The organism is Streptomyces sp. NPDC017993 (genome assembly GCF_044328065.1).
In the GTDB taxonomy this organism is placed as follows: domain Bacteria; phylum Actinomycetota; class Actinomycetes; order Streptomycetales; family Streptomycetaceae; genus Streptomyces.
Genome location: NZ_JBIRGO010000011.1, coordinates 270806 through 285335 on the forward strand (window position 1 = coordinate 270806; position 14530 = coordinate 285335).

Below are 14530 nucleotides of genomic sequence, written 5' to 3' on the forward strand. Positions count from 1 at the left end.
TCCTGCGGCTGCTCAGCCCACCGACGAATACGCCACGACGCCGCGCAGCACGCCGTCCACCGCCTTGCGGGCGGTGCGCGCCACCGAGCCACCGGGCGGGGCCGCCGCCGCGATCTGCCCGAGGACGTCGATCAGCTGCTTGCACCAGCGGACGAAGTCGCCGGCCGGCATGTCCGCCTCCCGGAGGACGTCGTCGAGGCCGAAGCCGGACGCCCAGCGGTACGCGGCCCAGGCGAAGCCGAGGTCCGGCTCGCGCTGGCCGACGCCCTCCGCCTGATTGATCTTGTGATCCTCTTCCAGGGCGTCCAGCCGCCCCCAGATGCGCACCGTCTCCGCCAGCGCGTCACGGGCCCGGCCGGCCGGCAGCTTGGGTGCCACCGCGTCGTCCGCCTGGCGCGACTCGTAGACCAGCGCCGAGGCGCAGGCCGCCAGCTCCGCAGGGCCGAGCCCCTCCCAGACGCCGTCCCGCAGGCATTCGCTCGCCAGCAGGTCCAGCTCACCGTAGAGCCGGGCCAGCCGACGGCCCTCGTCGGTGACGGTGTCGCCTTCGAGGTAGTCCAGCTCGGTCAGCAGCGCGCAGATCCGGTCGAAGGTGCGCGCGATGGTGTTCGTGCGCCCCTCGATCCTGCGCTCCAACTGGCGGGTGTCCCGCAGCAGCCGGTGATAGCGCTCGGCCCAGCGGGCGTGGTCCTCCCGCTCGTCACAGCCATGGCAGGGGTGGGCGCGGATCTCCGTGCGCAGCCGGGAGATCTCCCGGTCGTCGGCGGCCTCGGCCCGCGGCTTGCGGTGCCGCGAGGGCACCACATGGCCGGCCTTGGTGCGCAGCGCGGACGCCAGGTCGCGACGCGACTGCGGGCTGCGGGCGTTGAAGGACTTGGGGATCCGCATCCGGTCCAACGCCGAGACGGGCACCGGGAAATCCATCGACGCCAGTCGCTTGACCTGCCGCTCCGCGGTCAGCACCAGCGGCCGCGGGCCGTCCTGCGTTTCGAAGCCGCGGTGGCCGTTCGTCCGCCCCGAGGGCATCCCGGGGTCGAGCACCAGCGCGAGACCGGCGTACTTTCCCGTCGGGACGTGGATGATGTCGCCCGGCTTGAGCTTCTCCAGCGCCGCCGCGGCCGCGACCCGGCGCTGTGCGGCGCCCTGCTTGGCCAGCTCCGTCTCACGGTCCTTCAACTCGCGGCGCAGCCGGGAGTATTCCTCGAAGTCACCGAGGTGACAGGTCATCGAGGAGCGGTAACCACCCAGGCCCTCCTCGTTCTTCTGCACCTGCCGCGAGATCCCGACCACCGACTTGTCGGCCTGGAACTGCGCGAAGGACATCTCCAGCAGCTCCCGCGAACGGTGCCTGCCGAACTGCGAGACGAGGTTGACCGCCATGTTGTACGACGGCTTGAAGGAGGAGCGCAGCGGATAGGTACGGGTGCCGGCCAGGCCGGCCAGCGCGCCCGGGTCCATGCCGCGCTGCCACAGGACCACGGCGTGGCCCTCGACGTCGATGCCCCGGCGCCCGGCCCGGCCGGTGAGCTGGGTGTACTCGCCGGGGGTGATGTCGGCGTGCTGCTCGCCGTTCCACTTGACGAGCTTCTCCAACACCACGGACCGCGCGGGCATGTTGATGCCCAGGGCCAGGGTCTCGGTGGCGAAGACGGCCTTGACCAGGCCCTGCACGAACAGCTCCTCGACGACCTCCTTGAAGGTCGGCAGCATGCCGGCGTGGTGGGCGGCGATGCCCCGCTCCAGACCCTCCAGCCACTCGAAGTAGCCGAGCACATGGAGGTCGTCGTCCGGGATGCCGGCCGTCCGTGCCTCCACGATGCGGCGGACCTTCTCGCGGCCCTCCTGGTCGTTGAGCCGCAGACCCGAGTGCAGGCACTGCTGGACGGCCGCCTCGCAGGCGGCGCGGCTGAAGATGAAGGTGATGGCGGGCAGCAGGCCTTCGTTGTCGAGGCGGTCGATCACCTCGGGCCGGCTCGGTGTCCAGATCCGGCTGCGCTGGCGACGCTCCCGCTCGCGGTCCGCCTCGCGCACGTTGCGCCCGCGGCGCTTGTCGCGGCCGAAGGTGGGCCGGCTGTTCTCCATCCGCGCCAGCCGCTCCAGGTCCGGGTTGACCTCGCGCCGGCCACCACCACCCTGATTCCGCTCCTCGAACAGGTCGTACATCCGCCGGCCCGCGAGGACGTGCTGCCACAGCGGCACCGGCCGGTGTTCCGAGACGATCACCTCGGTGTCGCCACGGACCGTGTCCAGCCAGTCACCGAACTCCTCGGCGTTGGAGACGGTGGCCGACAGCGACACCAGGGTCACCGACTCCGGGAGATGGATGATCACCTCTTCCCAGACGGCACCACGGAAGCGGTCGGAGAGGTAGTGCACCTCGTCCATGACCACATAGCCGAGGCCGACCAGCGACCGGGAGCCGGAATAGAGCATGTTCCGCAGCACCTCGGTGGTCATCACGACCACCGGCGCATCGGAGTTGACACTGTTGTCGCCGGTCAACAGGCCGACCTTGTCGGCGCCGTAACGGCGGACCAGGTCCTGGAACTTCTGGTTGGACAGCGCCTTGATGGGCGTGGTGTAGAAGCATTTTCGGCCCTGCTCCAGGGCCAGGTGGACGGCGAATTCGCCGACGATCGTCTTACCGGATCCGGTGGGGGCCGCGACCAGCACACCCTTGCCGGCCTCCAGGGCCTTGCACGCCTCGATCTGGAACGGATCCAGGTCGAATTCGTACATGTCGCGGAAAGGGGCGAGTGCGGTGGCCTGCTCGGCCGCCCTGAGCTTGGCGGCGGCATAGCGCTCAGCAGGGGACATGTCCTCGGTCATCGTGCTTACGAGCCTACCGGCCACCTCTGACAACGACCCGATCTTTACGGAGGCAATGCCCGCGACCCCCGCCGGCCCGCCGCACAGCGCCCCCGAGGCCCTCCTCTTCGGCCCCTCCCCTACCGACCGGCACCCAGCAGCCGGACGGCCCCCGGCACGGACCGCGCGGTCAGCGGCAGCGCTCCCAGCGGCTCCCCGTCCGCGTACCCGGTCACCCCCGCCGCCTCCAGCGTCACCCGCGCCGCCCGGTGCACCGAGACCTTGGGATGGGTCAGGTGCGCTCCCCGGTAGACGCGCGGAAAGACCCTCAGCAGCTCGCCCCGTCCGCAGGCGCCGACCACGGTGACGTCGAAGAGCCCGTCGTCCAGCCGCGCGTCCGGGCAGATCCGCATGCCGCCGCCGTACGAACCGCCGTTGCCCACCGCGACCAGCGTCGCCTCGACCTCGTGCACCGGCCCGTCGTCCAGCCGTATCCGGTACGGGATCGGGCGCAGCGCCGCCAGCTCCGCGAGCAGCGCCAGGTCGTAGGTGAGCCGCCCGCGCGGCCCCCGCATCCGGTTGGCGCGGTCGGTGACCCGCGAGTCGAAGCCGGAGGCCAGCACCGTCCCGAAGTACGTCTCCCCGACCTGCCCGAGGTCGACGGGCCGGCCGCCGTCCTCCTTGAGCGCGTGGGCGATCCGGGCGGCCGCCGCCGCCGGAGCGCGCACCGGCATCCCGGTGGCGCGGGCGAAGTCGTTGCCGGTCCCCACGGCCACCACGCCCAGCGGGGTGTCGGTCCCGGCCACCGCCTGCAGCGCGAGCGAGACCAGCCCGTCGCCGCCGACGGCGACCAGGGCGCCGGTGCCGGCAGCCACCGCGGCGCGGGCCCGGCGCAGCGCGTCCGCCGCGTCCTCGCCGAGCACCGTACGCACCGCGAAGCCCGCTTCCCGCAGGGTCCTGGCAGCCGGTTGGGTCTCCCGTGCGCCCCGGCCGCGCCCCGCCCGCGGGTTGACGAAGAGAGTGATGTCGCAGGTCACGCGCGGACCATAACCCGACGCAAAGGCGCCGGGCGAGCGAACGGCCCCCGCCTCCTGGAGGCGGGGGCCGTCAGCTGCGGCAGGTGTCCGCTCCGGGCCGGAGGCCGGGCGGAGCGGGAGCGATCAGGTCACGTCGTCGTAGCCGCGGCGGGTCGGCTCGTCGGCACCGCCGCTCGCCTGCTCGGGAAGCATCCGGCTGGAGCCGACCGGCTCGATCTCGCCGACACCGGCCGGGGTGAGGTCCAGCTCGGAGGCCTCGTCGTCGTCCAGCTCCGCGTCCGGGTTGGACCGCTTGCGGCGGCGGTCGTTGATCAGGCAGATGCCGGCGGCACCGAATGACAGCACCACGATCGGCGTGGCCAGCAGGCCCATCGTCAGCGGGTCACCGGTCGGGGTGGCGAGCGCGGCGAAGACCGTGATGCCCAGCACCATGAACCGCCACCAGCCCATGATCCGTTGTCCGGTGAGCACACCGCCGAAGTTCAGCAGCACCAGCAGCAGCGGCAGCTCGAACGCGACACCGAAGACGACGACCATGCGCGTGACGATGTCGAGGAACTCATCGGCCGGGAAGAGGTTGGCCCAGTCGCTGGGGGTCAGTCCGACCAGCGCGCCGGCCGTGGTGGGCAGCACCGCGTAGGCGAGGTAGGCGCCGGCGAGGAAGAGCGGCACGCCCGCGCCGACGAAGCTCAGCGCGTACTTCTTCTCGTGCCTGTGCAGGCCCGGGGCGAGGAAGGCCCAGAGCTGGTAGAGCCAGACCGGGCTGGCGGCGACCACACCGGTGGTGAGGGAGAGCTTGAGCAGGATCGTGAACGGTGCCAGCAGACCGTTGGCGGTGATCTCGGCGCACGGATGCGCGCGGCCACCGGCGGTGGCGCCGCCCTTCGGGCAGCCGACCGCGTCGATGACGGGACCCGTGATGAAGTGCGCGAGGGGTTCGTACTGCCACATCGCGATGACGGTGACCACACCGATCGCGAGCACCGATTTCAGCAGCCGGTTGCGCAGCTCACGCAGATGCGCCGCGAGCGGCATCCGCCCCTCGGGGTCCTTCTCCTGCTTGCGGGCAGACTTGGGCAACCCACTTCCTCGTCTCGTACATCAGCCGCCCCGACCGGGTCGGAGCGACGGGATCGGGTCGGGTTCAGCTCTTGTTGGTGCGGTTCGGCTCGGCCACCGGGCGCGAGCTGTTCACATCTCCGGGAGCTGCCTGAATCGTACGAGGAGCCTGCTGCGCGGCGTCGGCAGGAGCTTCGGACGCGGCGCCGCCCTCCGCCTCGCCTTCCTTCTTCATCGCCTTGGCCTCGCTCTTGAGGATGCGAGCGGACTTGCCGAGGGAGCGCGCCATGTCCGGGAGCTTCTTCGCGCCGAACAGCAGCACAATGATGACGAGAATCAGAATGATCTCGGGGGCCCTCAGGTTGCTGAACATGTGCGACTACCTTCTCGCCGGGGCGGCGTCTGCTGTGGTGCCTGCCGATGGGGTCGGACTGGCGTCCTGGTGCTACCTCGATCGTAACGTTCGGTCGTTAACGCTGGGCAATCCCCTTGCATACTCCGGATTGCCTCCCCCTGCCGTGCGGTCCGGGCCGTTGCAGCGTACCTCTCGGATCACCGGCGCATCAGGGGTCGGCCGCTACCGCCTGCCGACGTCGTGCGCGTGGGACGCCAGCGGCGTCGCGGCACGCTCGAGGTCCTCGGCGGCCCGCTGGATCCGCTCGGACGCCGTACCGACCTGACGGGCCAGCCGGCGCACTTCGACGAAGACGCGCACGGCCAGCACGCCGAGCACGGCGATGCCGAGGAAGCCGAGAGCGATAGCGATCATGGGCCAGAGCATGGGGCGAGCCTAACGGGCGGGCGGCGGGAGTCGGGCGGTCTCCCACGGGCCGGGGAACGTCTGCCGGCCCGTGGCGGCGGAGCCGTCAGCCGGAGTGCAGCCGCAGCGTGCGGACCCCGCCGCCGGTGAGCAGCTCGATGATCCGCTCGCCGGCCGGCCTGCGCACCGCACGGCCACAGTCGGGACAGGTGAATGAGTAGAAGGTGGTGCGGCGGCTGCCGCCGATGGCCAGCCGGAACGCCTCCGAGGCCAGTTCGAAATGGCCGCGGCAGTCCGGGCAGGCCGCCTTGAAGAGCACCGGAGCGGTCGTGGTCGCCATGGGGGTCGCCATCGTCGTCGTCATCCCTCTGCCTCCTCCGTCACGGGGCTTCGTACGCCGTGCTCACTCGCCGTACGCCGCGAGGGCCTGACCGGCGGCCTGCCGCGCAGTGTCCGCGAGCGCCTGGGGGGAGACGATCCGGCCGTCCCCGCCCAGCCGCAGCGCGAGCCGGCGCAGCGACGCGGGATCGGGGGTGCGCAGGGTGATGCGCAGGCCGCCGTCGGGAAGCTCCTCGGCGCTGTCGTGCGGGTAGTACTCGGCGACCCAGCGGCCGCCGGGCCCGACCTCGATGGACACCTCGGGGTCCTCGGCCGCGGGCTGCACCAGGCCCTCCGACAGGTCCCGCAGCTCGACGGGCGGCGGGTCGGAGGGCGCGTCCAGCAGCTTGATCTCGGCAACGCGGTCGAGCCGGAAGGTCCGCCGGGCCTCCGAGAGGCGGCACCACGCCTCGACGTAGGTGTGGCCGACGGCGAACAGCCGGATCGGGTCCACCTCGCGCTCGGTCAGCTCGTCACGCGCCGGGGAGTAGTAGCGCAGCCACAGCCGGCGCCGTTCGGCGATGGCGCGGTCCACATCGGCGAAGACGCCGCCCTCGGACTCGAAGGTCACCGAGAGCCGGGCGCTGGCACCGGCCGCCTCGCCGGCCGCCGCCTCCAGCTTCGCGGTGGCGCGCAGCAGTGCCTGCCGGTCGCCCTCCCGCAGCCCGGGGAGGGTCGCCACGGCGCGGGCCGCGACCAGCAGCGCGGTCGCCTCGTCGGCGGCCAGCCGCAGCGGTTCGGCGACGTCGTCGGGGTTGTGCCACCAGATGCGGTCGCCGTCGGTGTCGATGTCCAGGAGGTCGCCGCCGCGGAAGCTCGTGCCGCACATCGGCAGCACGTCGAGGTCGGCGATGAGTTCGTCCTCGGTGATGCCGAAGGCGCGGGCGACGTCTCCGACGCGCGCACCCGGGCGCTCGCGCAGGTAGGTCACCAACGACAGCATCCGGCGGGTCTGGTCGATCGCGTTCGTCGCCATGGGTTCTTGTGTCCCTCTCAGCCCTTGGCCACGGCGCGCAGCCGGTCCACGACATCGGCCCGCAGTTCCGCGGGTTCCAGTACGACCACATCGGGCCCGAACTCCACGAGCCAGGCGTCGAGTCCGTGGCCGCTGGGGATCTCCAGCTCGTCCCAGCCGTCGCCCAGGCCCCGGACGGAGAGCGCGCGGGCGCGCAGTGGATAGCCGTGCTCGGCGCGGAGCTTGATCCTGGCCGTGCCGGTGGCGGTCTCCCCGGCCCAGCTCTCGACCGTCTCGCGGACGGTGACGTGATCGGGCACCGGAGCGGTGAACGCCCCTTGCCGGGAGCGGACCTTGCCGGTGATCCGGGAGAGCCGGAAGACCCGCTCGGCCTTGCGTTCACGGTCCCAGCCGGCGACGTACCAGTGGCCGCGCCAGCACTCCAGGATCCACGGCTCGACCTGCCGCTGCTCGGGGCGGGCGGCGTTGGACTTGCGGTAGTCGAAGACGACCGGCCGGCGGTCGCGGCAGGCCAGCATCAGCGGCTCGAAGGCGGCTTCGTGGGCCGGGATGCGCGGTTCGAGGGCGCTGTGCGGCTGGCCGGCGTCGAAGTCGTCGTCCGCGGCGAGCGGCATCCCGGCCGCCCGCAGCTTCTGCAGTGCGCCGCTGGCGGCACCGGCGAGACGCGCCTGCTGCCAGATCTTGGCGGCCAGCCCCAGGGCGGCGGCCTCCTCGGCGTCGAGCGTGATCGGGGGCAGGCGGTTGCTGTCCCGGCGGGCGAGGTAGCCGACGTCCGCGTCGATGCCGTCGACGGTCTCGATCACCAGGCCCAGCTCGCGCAGATCGTCCTTGTCCCGCTCGAACATGCGGTTGAAGGAGTCGTCGCTGCCCGCCTCGATGTAGGCCTCGATGGACGACCTGAGTTCGCGCTTGGTCAGCGGGCGACGGGTCCCCAGCAGACACAGCGCCAGGTTCATCAGCCGCTCGGCCTTGGCAATCGCCATCGACGCCCTTTCTCGTTGAACTCCCGACCGTTGACCGTACCGCTCGGGGTGCCCACGGCAAAGCCGAGGGCCCATGCCGGTCGGCATGGGCCCTCGGTGCTGTCGTCAGCCGTGGTCTCAGACGGAGACCAGGTCGCAGACGAAGATCAGCGTCTCGCCCGGGGCGATCCGGCCACCGCCGGCGCCACGCTCGCCGTAGGCGAGGTGCGAGGGGATGGTCAGCCGGCGACGGCCGCCGACCTTCATGCCCTGCACGCCCTGGTCCCAGCCGGCGATGACCTGGCCGGCGCCCAGCTGGAACTGCAGCGGGGTGCCGCGGTTCCAGCTCGCGTCGAACTCCTCGCCGGTGCTGAACGCGACGCCGACGTAGTGGACGGAGACGGTGTCCCCGGCCTTGGCGACCGGCCCGTCACCCTCCTTCAGGTCCACGATCTCGAGCTCGGTGGGAGCCGGGCCCTCAGGAAAGTCGATCTCGGGCTTGTCGATGCTCACGAATGTGCTCCTACTTACGAATCTTTACGATTACGGCGCCAGTCTTGCAGATCTTGGCGGCCGTGCCGTGTTGCCGGTCGGGAGACGGGCGATCAGACCGTGCCGACGATGTCGACCGAGAAGACCAGGGTGTTCTTCGCCAGCTCGTGCTGCGGGCTCGCGCCGTAGCCCAGCTTCGGCGGGATCACGATCTCCACCCGGTCACCGACGTTCTTGCCGACCAGCGCCTTGTCCCAGCCCTGGACGACCTGGCCGGTGCCGATCTGGAAAGCGGTCGCGCCACCGTGGTCCCAGGAGGAGTCGAACTTCTTGCCGTCCTCCCACTTCACCCCGGTGTACTGCGCGATCAGCCCGTCGCCGGTCTTCACCTTGGGGCCCTTGCCCTTGATGAGGACCTGCTCCTTCAGGCCGCTCGGCGCCTTCTCGCCCTTGGGGACGGTGATGGTCGCGGCCTTCTCACCCTCCGCCTTCACCTCGGGCAGCCCGTCCTCCGGCGCCGCCTGCTCGCCCTCGGCCTTCGCCTTCTTGTCCACCTTCTTCGCGCCGACCACGTCGACGACCCAGACCAGGCCGTCCCCGGGCTTGATGCCCGACTGCGGGTTCAGGCCCTCGCCGATCAGCGCCTTCGCGGTGCCCTCGACCTCGAAGCGGCTGCCGACCTTCTGCCCGGCCACCGCGGACATCACCTTCGGCGGGAGCATCTGCTGCGTCATCTGGTCGGTGACCTCGCTGACGACCTGGGTCCGCGGCGCACCGGGCTTGGAGCCGGGCTGCGGCGTCCAGCTGCTGCCGAGGTTCTGGCCCTTCATCGACTGCGCGGAGAAGTCCAGCCGGACAAGATCACCCTTCTTGACGACCGCGCCCTTGCCCTCGACGAGCGTCTTGGTGACGGCCTTGTCGGCGGGCTTGGCGTCCTTGGGTACGGTGATCTTGGGCTTGGCGCCCGCCGCACCCTCCACCTTGACGACGGCGTCGTCGGACGCGCCCTTGTCGTCGTCGGACCCGCACGCGGCGGTGAACAGCAGGATGGGCACGGTCAGCGCTGAGGCAGCAGCGCGACGGGTGTTCTTCGTGAGGTTCATCAGTCCAACTCGGGCTCGTGGGGTGATGGGGCAATGCCCGCCACTCTACGACCTGTCCCCCGAGGCGATTCCCGGCGCAACACAGCTATGTGCCGGGAGCAATCACTCCCGGCACATAGCTGTGTACACGGCGGTCACATCCCGGCGATGAGCTTCTCCACTCTGTCGTCCACCGACCGGAACGGGTCCTTGCACAGGACCGTGCGCTGCGCCTGGTCATTGAGCTTGAGATGCACCCAGTCGACCGTGAAATCACGGCGTTGCTCCTGAGCACGGCGAATGAAGTCGCCCCGCAGTCTCGCGCGGGTGGTCTGTGGCGGCACCGACTTGCCTTCGAAGATCTTCAAGTCGTTGCAGATCCTGGCGGCTTGCCCCTTGCGTTCCAGGAGGTAGTAGAGCCCCCGGCGGCGATGGATGTCGTGATAGGCGAGGTCTATCTGCGCCACCCGCGGATGCGACATGGTGATGTTGTTCTTTGCGCGGTACCGCTCGATGAGCTGATGTTTCATCACCCAGTCGATCTCGGTGGAGATCCGGTCGAGATCCTCGTCCCGGATCGCCTCCAGAGTGCGGCCCCACAGCTCCAGAACCCGCTCGACGGTGCCCGTACGGATTCCGCGGCGCTCGCAGAAGTCGACGGCCTTCTCGTAGTACTCCTGCTGGACCTCCAGGGCGGAGGCCTCCCGGCCGCTGGCCAGGCGCACCTTGCGCTGTCCGGTGATGTCGTGGCTGACCTCACGGATCGCCCTGATCGGGTTCTCCAGCGTCAGGTCGCGCATGACCGTGCCCGCCTCGATCATGCGCAGCACGAGGTCGGTGGCACCGACCTTGAGCAGCATGGTCGTCTCGGACATGTTGGAGTCACCGACGATGACATGCAGACGGCGATAGCGCTCGGCGTCGGCATGCGGCTCGTCGCGGGTGTTGATGATCGGACGGGAGCGGGTCGTCGCGGAGGAGACGCCCTCCCAGATGTGCTCCGCGCGCTGACTGACGCAGTAGACGGCGCCCCGCGGAGTCTGGAGCACCTTGCCCGCGCCGCACAACAGCTGGCGGGTGACGAGGAAAGGGATGAGGATGTCCGCGAGCCGGGAGAACTCCCCGTGGCGGGCGACGAGATAGTTCTCGTGGCAGCCGTAGGAGTTTCCCGCCGAATCGGTGTTGTTCTTGAAGAGATAGACGTCGCCCGCGATTCCCTCCTCGTGCAGGCGGCGTTCGGCGTCGACGAGCAGGCCCTCGAGAATGCGCTCGCCTGCCTTGTCGTGGGTGACCAGCTCGGTCACGTTGTCGCACTCGGGAGTTGCGTATTCCGGATGCGATCCCACGTCGAGGTACAGGCGGGCGCCGTTCCGCAGGAAGACATTGCTGCTGCGGCCCCATGACACAACACGGCGGAAGAGGTATCGCGCCACTTCGTCAGGTGACAGTCGGCGCTGTCCCCTGAACGTGCACGTGACGCCGTACTCGTTCTCCAGCCCGAAAATGCGGCGGTCCATGACTGAACATTACGCCTGACGGCCTGCTCTGAAACCGGGTTCGACAGCCCCGTTTCGATCATTTTCCGCCGGGACCGCTTCGCTCTTACGCCGCACGGGATCCCCGAGGAATCGCTTCGTCGACAAAAGCACCACCAGCGCGGCGACGCCACCGGCGCCGGCCACCGCGAACCCCGCCGCGGAACCGCCGCTTTCCACCGCCGGGCCCACCACCGAGGCCCCGACCGCCGAACCGACACCGAACGTCGTCACCAGCCACGAAAAGGCCTCGGTCACCGTCCCCTTGGGAGCGTGCCGGTCGACGACGACGAACGCACAGGCCAGCGCGGGAGCCAGGAAGACGCCGGCGACACCGGTCAGCACCGTCATCCCGACGACGCCGGGCACCAGCATCAGTGGCAGATAACCCAGCGCCAGCAGGACGATGAGCAGCCGCAGCCGGCTCTCCGGCCGTCCCGGCCACTCGCGCGCGCCGTAGGCAATGCCACCGACCAGCGCGCCGAACCCGAGAGCGGAGAGCAGGGAGCTGGAGATCATGCCTCCGCCGTGCTCGTCGGCGTACGCCACCGCCGCGACCGCGATGGACCCCAGCGCCAGCCCGACGAAGAAGAAGGCCCCGATCAGCACCAGCATCCCGCCCGAGCGCAGGGCGCCCAGCCAGTGCGCCTCTCGCGGCTCGCTGCGCCACTGCCTGGAGGGCTCGGAGACCACGACGGAGAGCGCGCCGAGCACCCCGATCAGATTGATCACCAGCAGCGCGGCCCGCTCCGACCAGGCCGCCACGCACAGCGTCACCAGCAACGGCCCCACGGCGAACATGACTTCCTGCGCGACCGCGTCCAGTGCGTAGGCGGCGTGCACCCGGTCCTGACGCTTGAGGACTCCCGGCCACAGCGCCCGCAGACCGCCCTCCAGGGGCGGGGTGAAGAGACCTGCGATGACCATGGCGACGTAGGCGAGCCACAGCACGTTCAGGCCGACGGCCGCGAGCAGCGCCATCCCGAGGGCGGAGAGCACCGCGGCGGGCAGCATCACCCGTGGCTGGCCGCGAAGGTCCACGGCCCGGCCGAGGAGCGGCTGACCGATCGCGGTGCAGACGCCGTAGACCGCGGAGAGCACGCCGGCGAGCGCATAGCTGCCACCCTCCGCGCGGACGAAGAGGACCACGGCCAGCGGCGCGGTGGCATTCGGCAGCCTGCCGACCAGGGTCCCCGTCAGGAGCCGGGCCGCGTGCCGGGTCCTGAGCAGCTCCGCATATCCCGCGGCCATCCCCGCCCCTTTCCCTCCGGGCGCGGCCCGGAAGTGTTACGTATAACCTGCGGCGTCATACGTACCATGACGGCAACCCACGGGTCCAGCCCACCGCGGCCGAGCGCAAGGAGTGAGAGCACCGGTGACCAGCAACGAGGCCACGACGCCGACCCGCCGTGAGGCGCCCGGGCCGGCCGTCGCGCCCGGCGGCGCGCGCACCACCAGCCGGGACGTCGCCCGTGCCGCCGGGGTCTCGCAGGCCGCGGTCTCCCTCGTGCTGGGCGAGAAGTGGCGCGGACGGGTCTCCCCCGGCAAGGCCGAGGCGGTGCGCACCGCGGCCCGTGAACTGGGCTACCGGCCCAACCTCGCCGCCCGCACTCTGCGCACCGGCCGCACCCGCACCGTGCTCCTCGTGGTCCCGGCCCTGACCACGGAGTTCTTCGCGCGTGTCTACACCGGCGCTGCCCGGCTCGCCGCCGACCACGGCTTCGGCGTGGTGCTCTACCCCTCCCCCGAGGGCATCGGCCCGGCCCGCGACCCCTTCGACTCCGCGGCGGCCACCCTGGACGGCGTGATCGCCTCATCCATGGCCGCGGACGCGCTCACCGCACTGCGCGACGCCGGTCTGCCCCTGGTGATGCTGGACAGCGACCCGGACGACGACCGTCCGGCAGCCGCCGTCAACCTCGATATCGCCGACGGTGTACGGCAGTTGGTGGACCACTTGGTGGGCCTCGGCCACCGCCGCATCACCCACCTCGCGGCGGACGTGGACTCCTGGACCTTCGAGCTGCGCGCCCGCGCCCTGACCGACGCGCTGGAGGGGCTGCCCGGCACCCACCTGCGCCGGCAGCCCACCGCGCTGAGCGTCGACGCCGGACTGCACGCCGCGCACGCCGCGCTGACCGGAACGGGTCCGCGCCCCACCGCCCTGCTCTGCGACGACGACATCGTCGCCGCGGGCGCCTGCAAGGCCGTGCGCCGGCTGGGCCTGCGGGTCCCCGAGGACGTCTCCGTCACCGGCTTCGACGACCTGGCCCTCGCGGTCGCGGTCGAGCCGGAGCTGACGACCGTACGGCTCCCCGCCGAGGAGTTCGGTGAGGCGGGGATGCGGGCTCTGCTGGCGGTGCTCGACGGCCGCGGCACCGAGGCGCCCACACTGCCGGTCCAGCTGATCACCCGCGGCTCGACCGCCGCACCCCCGGACGGCCCGGGACACCCGGAGCACGCCGCCCCCGGCGCCCCGACGCCAACGCGCCCCGGCGGGCGATGACCCACCGGGGCGCGTGCCGGGCACATGGCCCGGATGTCGTGCTCAGTCCTTCTTGCCGGACGAACCCTTGTCGTCCTTGGCGTCCGGACCCTCGCCCGAACCGCCCTTGTCCGCCGCCCCGTTGTCGGAGGCGTCGGCCGCATCACCCGAGGACTCGTCGGTGTCCGACGGCTCGCTCGGGGCCGCGGCGCCGTGCTCGTCGAGCAGGCTGGAGAGCTGCCTGCCCAGGATCCGCTTGAACTTCCGCTGCTGGGGCCGCGTACGGTCCAGCGTCGCGACCTCCAGCTGCTCGGCGGTCAGCGTGCGCTCGCCGCCGTTGTTGTCGCGCGAGAGCGAGTCGACCGCCAGCTTCAGCGCCTCACCCAGCGTCATACCGTCGCGGTGGCGCTGGTCGAGGTAGGTGCTGATCTGGTCGGCGTTGCCGCCCACCGCGACCGAGCCGTGCTCGTCGACGATGGAGCCGTCGTGCGGCAGGCGGTAGATCTGATCGTCCTCGGCGGCGTTGCCCACCTCGGCGACGATCAGCTCGACCTCGTACGGCTTCTCGGCGGCGCTGGAGAAGATCGTGCCGAGCGTCTGGGCGTAGACGTTGGCGAGTCCGCGTGCGGTCACGTCCTCGCGGTGGTAGGTGTAACCCCGCAGGTCGGCGTAGCGCACGCCACCGATCCGCAGGTTCTCGAACTCGTTGTATTTGCCGACCGCCGCGAAGGCGATGCGGTCATAGATCTCGCTGACCTTGTGCAGGGCGCGGGAGGGATTCTCGGCGACGAAGACCACGCCGTCGGTGTACTGCAGCACCACGACGCTGCGACCGCGCGCGATGCCCTTCCGGGCGTATTCGGCCCGATCGGCCATGGCCTGCTGGGGTGAGACATAGAACGGCGTCGACACCGGCTATCCGTCCCTTTCTGTCAATGGCTCTGTCAGTGGCGCAT

Annotated in this window: 14 protein-coding genes; 1 reads left to right on the top strand and 13 read right to left on the bottom strand. The window is 70.9% G+C overall.

The genetic code is table 11. From position 1 onward, the window contains the following. Nucleotides 1–12: 12 nt before the first annotated feature. The 12 genes from ACH4FH_RS22200 to ACH4FH_RS22255 form a co-directional block, all read right to left on the bottom strand. A complete protein-coding gene (locus ACH4FH_RS22200; RefSeq protein ID WP_398557596.1) occupies nucleotides 13–2829 on the bottom strand; it encodes a DEAD/DEAH box helicase in 2817 nt (938 codons plus the stop codon). A gap of 119 nt (nucleotides 2830–2948) precedes the next feature. Continuing rightward, the gene (locus tag ACH4FH_RS22205; protein WP_398557597.1) at nucleotides 2949–3845 is read right to left on the bottom strand and encodes a diacylglycerol kinase; all 897 of its coding nucleotides are present in this window, start codon (nucleotides 3843–3845) and stop codon (nucleotides 2949–2951) included. A gap of 123 nt (nucleotides 3846–3968) precedes the next feature. Further along, nucleotides 3969–4925, bottom strand: a complete 957-nt coding sequence (tatC, locus tag ACH4FH_RS22210; protein ID WP_398557598.1) for a twin-arginine translocase subunit TatC — start codon at nucleotides 4923–4925, stop codon at nucleotides 3969–3971. Nucleotides 4926–4989: 64 nt separating this feature from the next. Beyond that, nucleotides 4990–5277: a Sec-independent protein translocase subunit TatA gene (gene tatA / locus ACH4FH_RS22215; protein WP_398557599.1), complete on the bottom strand. Its 288-nt coding sequence runs from the start codon at nucleotides 5275–5277 to the stop codon at nucleotides 4990–4992. A 204-nt stretch (nucleotides 5278–5481) separates the two neighbouring features. Further along, entirely contained in the window at nucleotides 5482–5685 is a 204-nt protein-coding gene (locus tag ACH4FH_RS22220; protein WP_398557600.1) for a hypothetical protein, read from the bottom strand. A gap of 85 nt (nucleotides 5686–5770) precedes the next feature. Further along, nucleotides 5771–6028 (bottom strand): hypothetical protein, encoded by a 258-nt coding sequence (locus tag ACH4FH_RS22225; protein ID WP_398557601.1) that lies wholly within the window; start codon nucleotides 6026–6028, stop codon nucleotides 5771–5773. A 39-nt stretch (nucleotides 6029–6067) separates the two neighbouring features. Next, nucleotides 6068–7018, bottom strand: a complete 951-nt coding sequence (locus tag ACH4FH_RS22230) for a helix-turn-helix transcriptional regulator (protein ID WP_398557602.1) — start codon at nucleotides 7016–7018, stop codon at nucleotides 6068–6070. 17 nt (nucleotides 7019–7035) lie between these two features. Next, nucleotides 7036–8001 carry a helix-turn-helix transcriptional regulator gene (locus ACH4FH_RS22235; protein WP_398557603.1) on the bottom strand — a complete coding sequence of 322 codons (966 nt, stop codon included), beginning with the start codon at nucleotides 7999–8001 and terminating at the stop codon, nucleotides 7036–7038. A gap of 117 nt (nucleotides 8002–8118) precedes the next feature. Further along, nucleotides 8119–8493 (bottom strand): FKBP-type peptidyl-prolyl cis-trans isomerase, encoded by a 375-nt coding sequence (locus ACH4FH_RS22240; RefSeq protein ID WP_393894342.1) that lies wholly within the window; start codon nucleotides 8491–8493, stop codon nucleotides 8119–8121. Nucleotides 8494–8585: 92 nt separating this feature from the next. Then, the gene (locus tag ACH4FH_RS22245) at nucleotides 8586–9575 is read right to left on the bottom strand and encodes an FKBP-type peptidyl-prolyl cis-trans isomerase (RefSeq protein ID WP_398557604.1); all 990 of its coding nucleotides are present in this window, start codon (nucleotides 9573–9575) and stop codon (nucleotides 8586–8588) included. Nucleotides 9576–9709: 134 nt separating this feature from the next. Further along, nucleotides 9710–11071, bottom strand: a complete 1362-nt coding sequence (gene pafA, locus ACH4FH_RS22250; protein WP_398557605.1) for a Pup--protein ligase — start codon at nucleotides 11069–11071, stop codon at nucleotides 9710–9712. 9 nt (nucleotides 11072–11080) lie between these two features. After that, nucleotides 11081–12340, bottom strand: coding sequence for an MFS transporter (locus ACH4FH_RS22255; RefSeq protein WP_398557606.1), 1260 nt, complete (start codon nucleotides 12338–12340; stop codon nucleotides 11081–11083). Nucleotides 12341–12464: 124 nt separating this feature from the next. Between ACH4FH_RS22255 and ACH4FH_RS22260 the strand changes: the two genes are divergently transcribed. Further along, a complete protein-coding gene (locus ACH4FH_RS22260) occupies nucleotides 12465–13595 on the top strand; it encodes a LacI family DNA-binding transcriptional regulator (protein ID WP_398557607.1) in 1131 nt (376 codons plus the stop codon). A gap of 42 nt (nucleotides 13596–13637) precedes the next feature. Here the strand turns inward: ACH4FH_RS22260 and prcA are convergent, their stop codons facing one another. Then, entirely contained in the window at nucleotides 13638–14486 is an 849-nt protein-coding gene (prcA, locus tag ACH4FH_RS22265) for a proteasome subunit alpha (RefSeq protein ID WP_398557608.1), read from the bottom strand. Nucleotides 14487–14530: the final 44 nt, after the last annotated feature.

Coding starts and splice junctions, on each gene's coding strand:
- ACH4FH_RS22220 (WP_398557600.1), bottom strand. CDS start 5,685: ATGCTCTGGCCCATGATCGCTATCGCTCTCGGCTTCCTCGGCATCGCC.
- ACH4FH_RS22255 (WP_398557606.1), bottom strand. CDS start 12,340: ATGGCCGCGGGATATGCGGAGCTGCTCAGGACCCGGCACGCGGCCCGG.
- ACH4FH_RS22200 (WP_398557596.1), bottom strand. CDS start 2,829: ATGACCGAGGACATGTCCCCTGCTGAGCGCTATGCCGCCGCCAAGCTC.
- ACH4FH_RS22245 (WP_398557604.1), bottom strand. CDS start 9,575: ATGAACCTCACGAAGAACACCCGTCGCGCTGCTGCCTCAGCGCTGACC.
- tatA (WP_398557599.1), bottom strand. CDS start 5,277: ATGTTCAGCAACCTGAGGGCCCCCGAGATCATTCTGATTCTCGTCATC.
- ACH4FH_RS22230 (WP_398557602.1), bottom strand. CDS start 7,018: ATGGCGACGAACGCGATCGACCAGACCCGCCGGATGCTGTCGTTGGTG.
- ACH4FH_RS22235 (WP_398557603.1), bottom strand. CDS start 8,001: ATGGCGATTGCCAAGGCCGAGCGGCTGATGAACCTGGCGCTGTGTCTG.
- ACH4FH_RS22225 (WP_398557601.1), bottom strand. CDS start 6,028: ATGACGACGACGATGGCGACCCCCATGGCGACCACGACCGCTCCGGTG.
- pafA (WP_398557605.1), bottom strand. CDS start 11,071: ATGGACCGCCGCATTTTCGGGCTGGAGAACGAGTACGGCGTCACGTGC.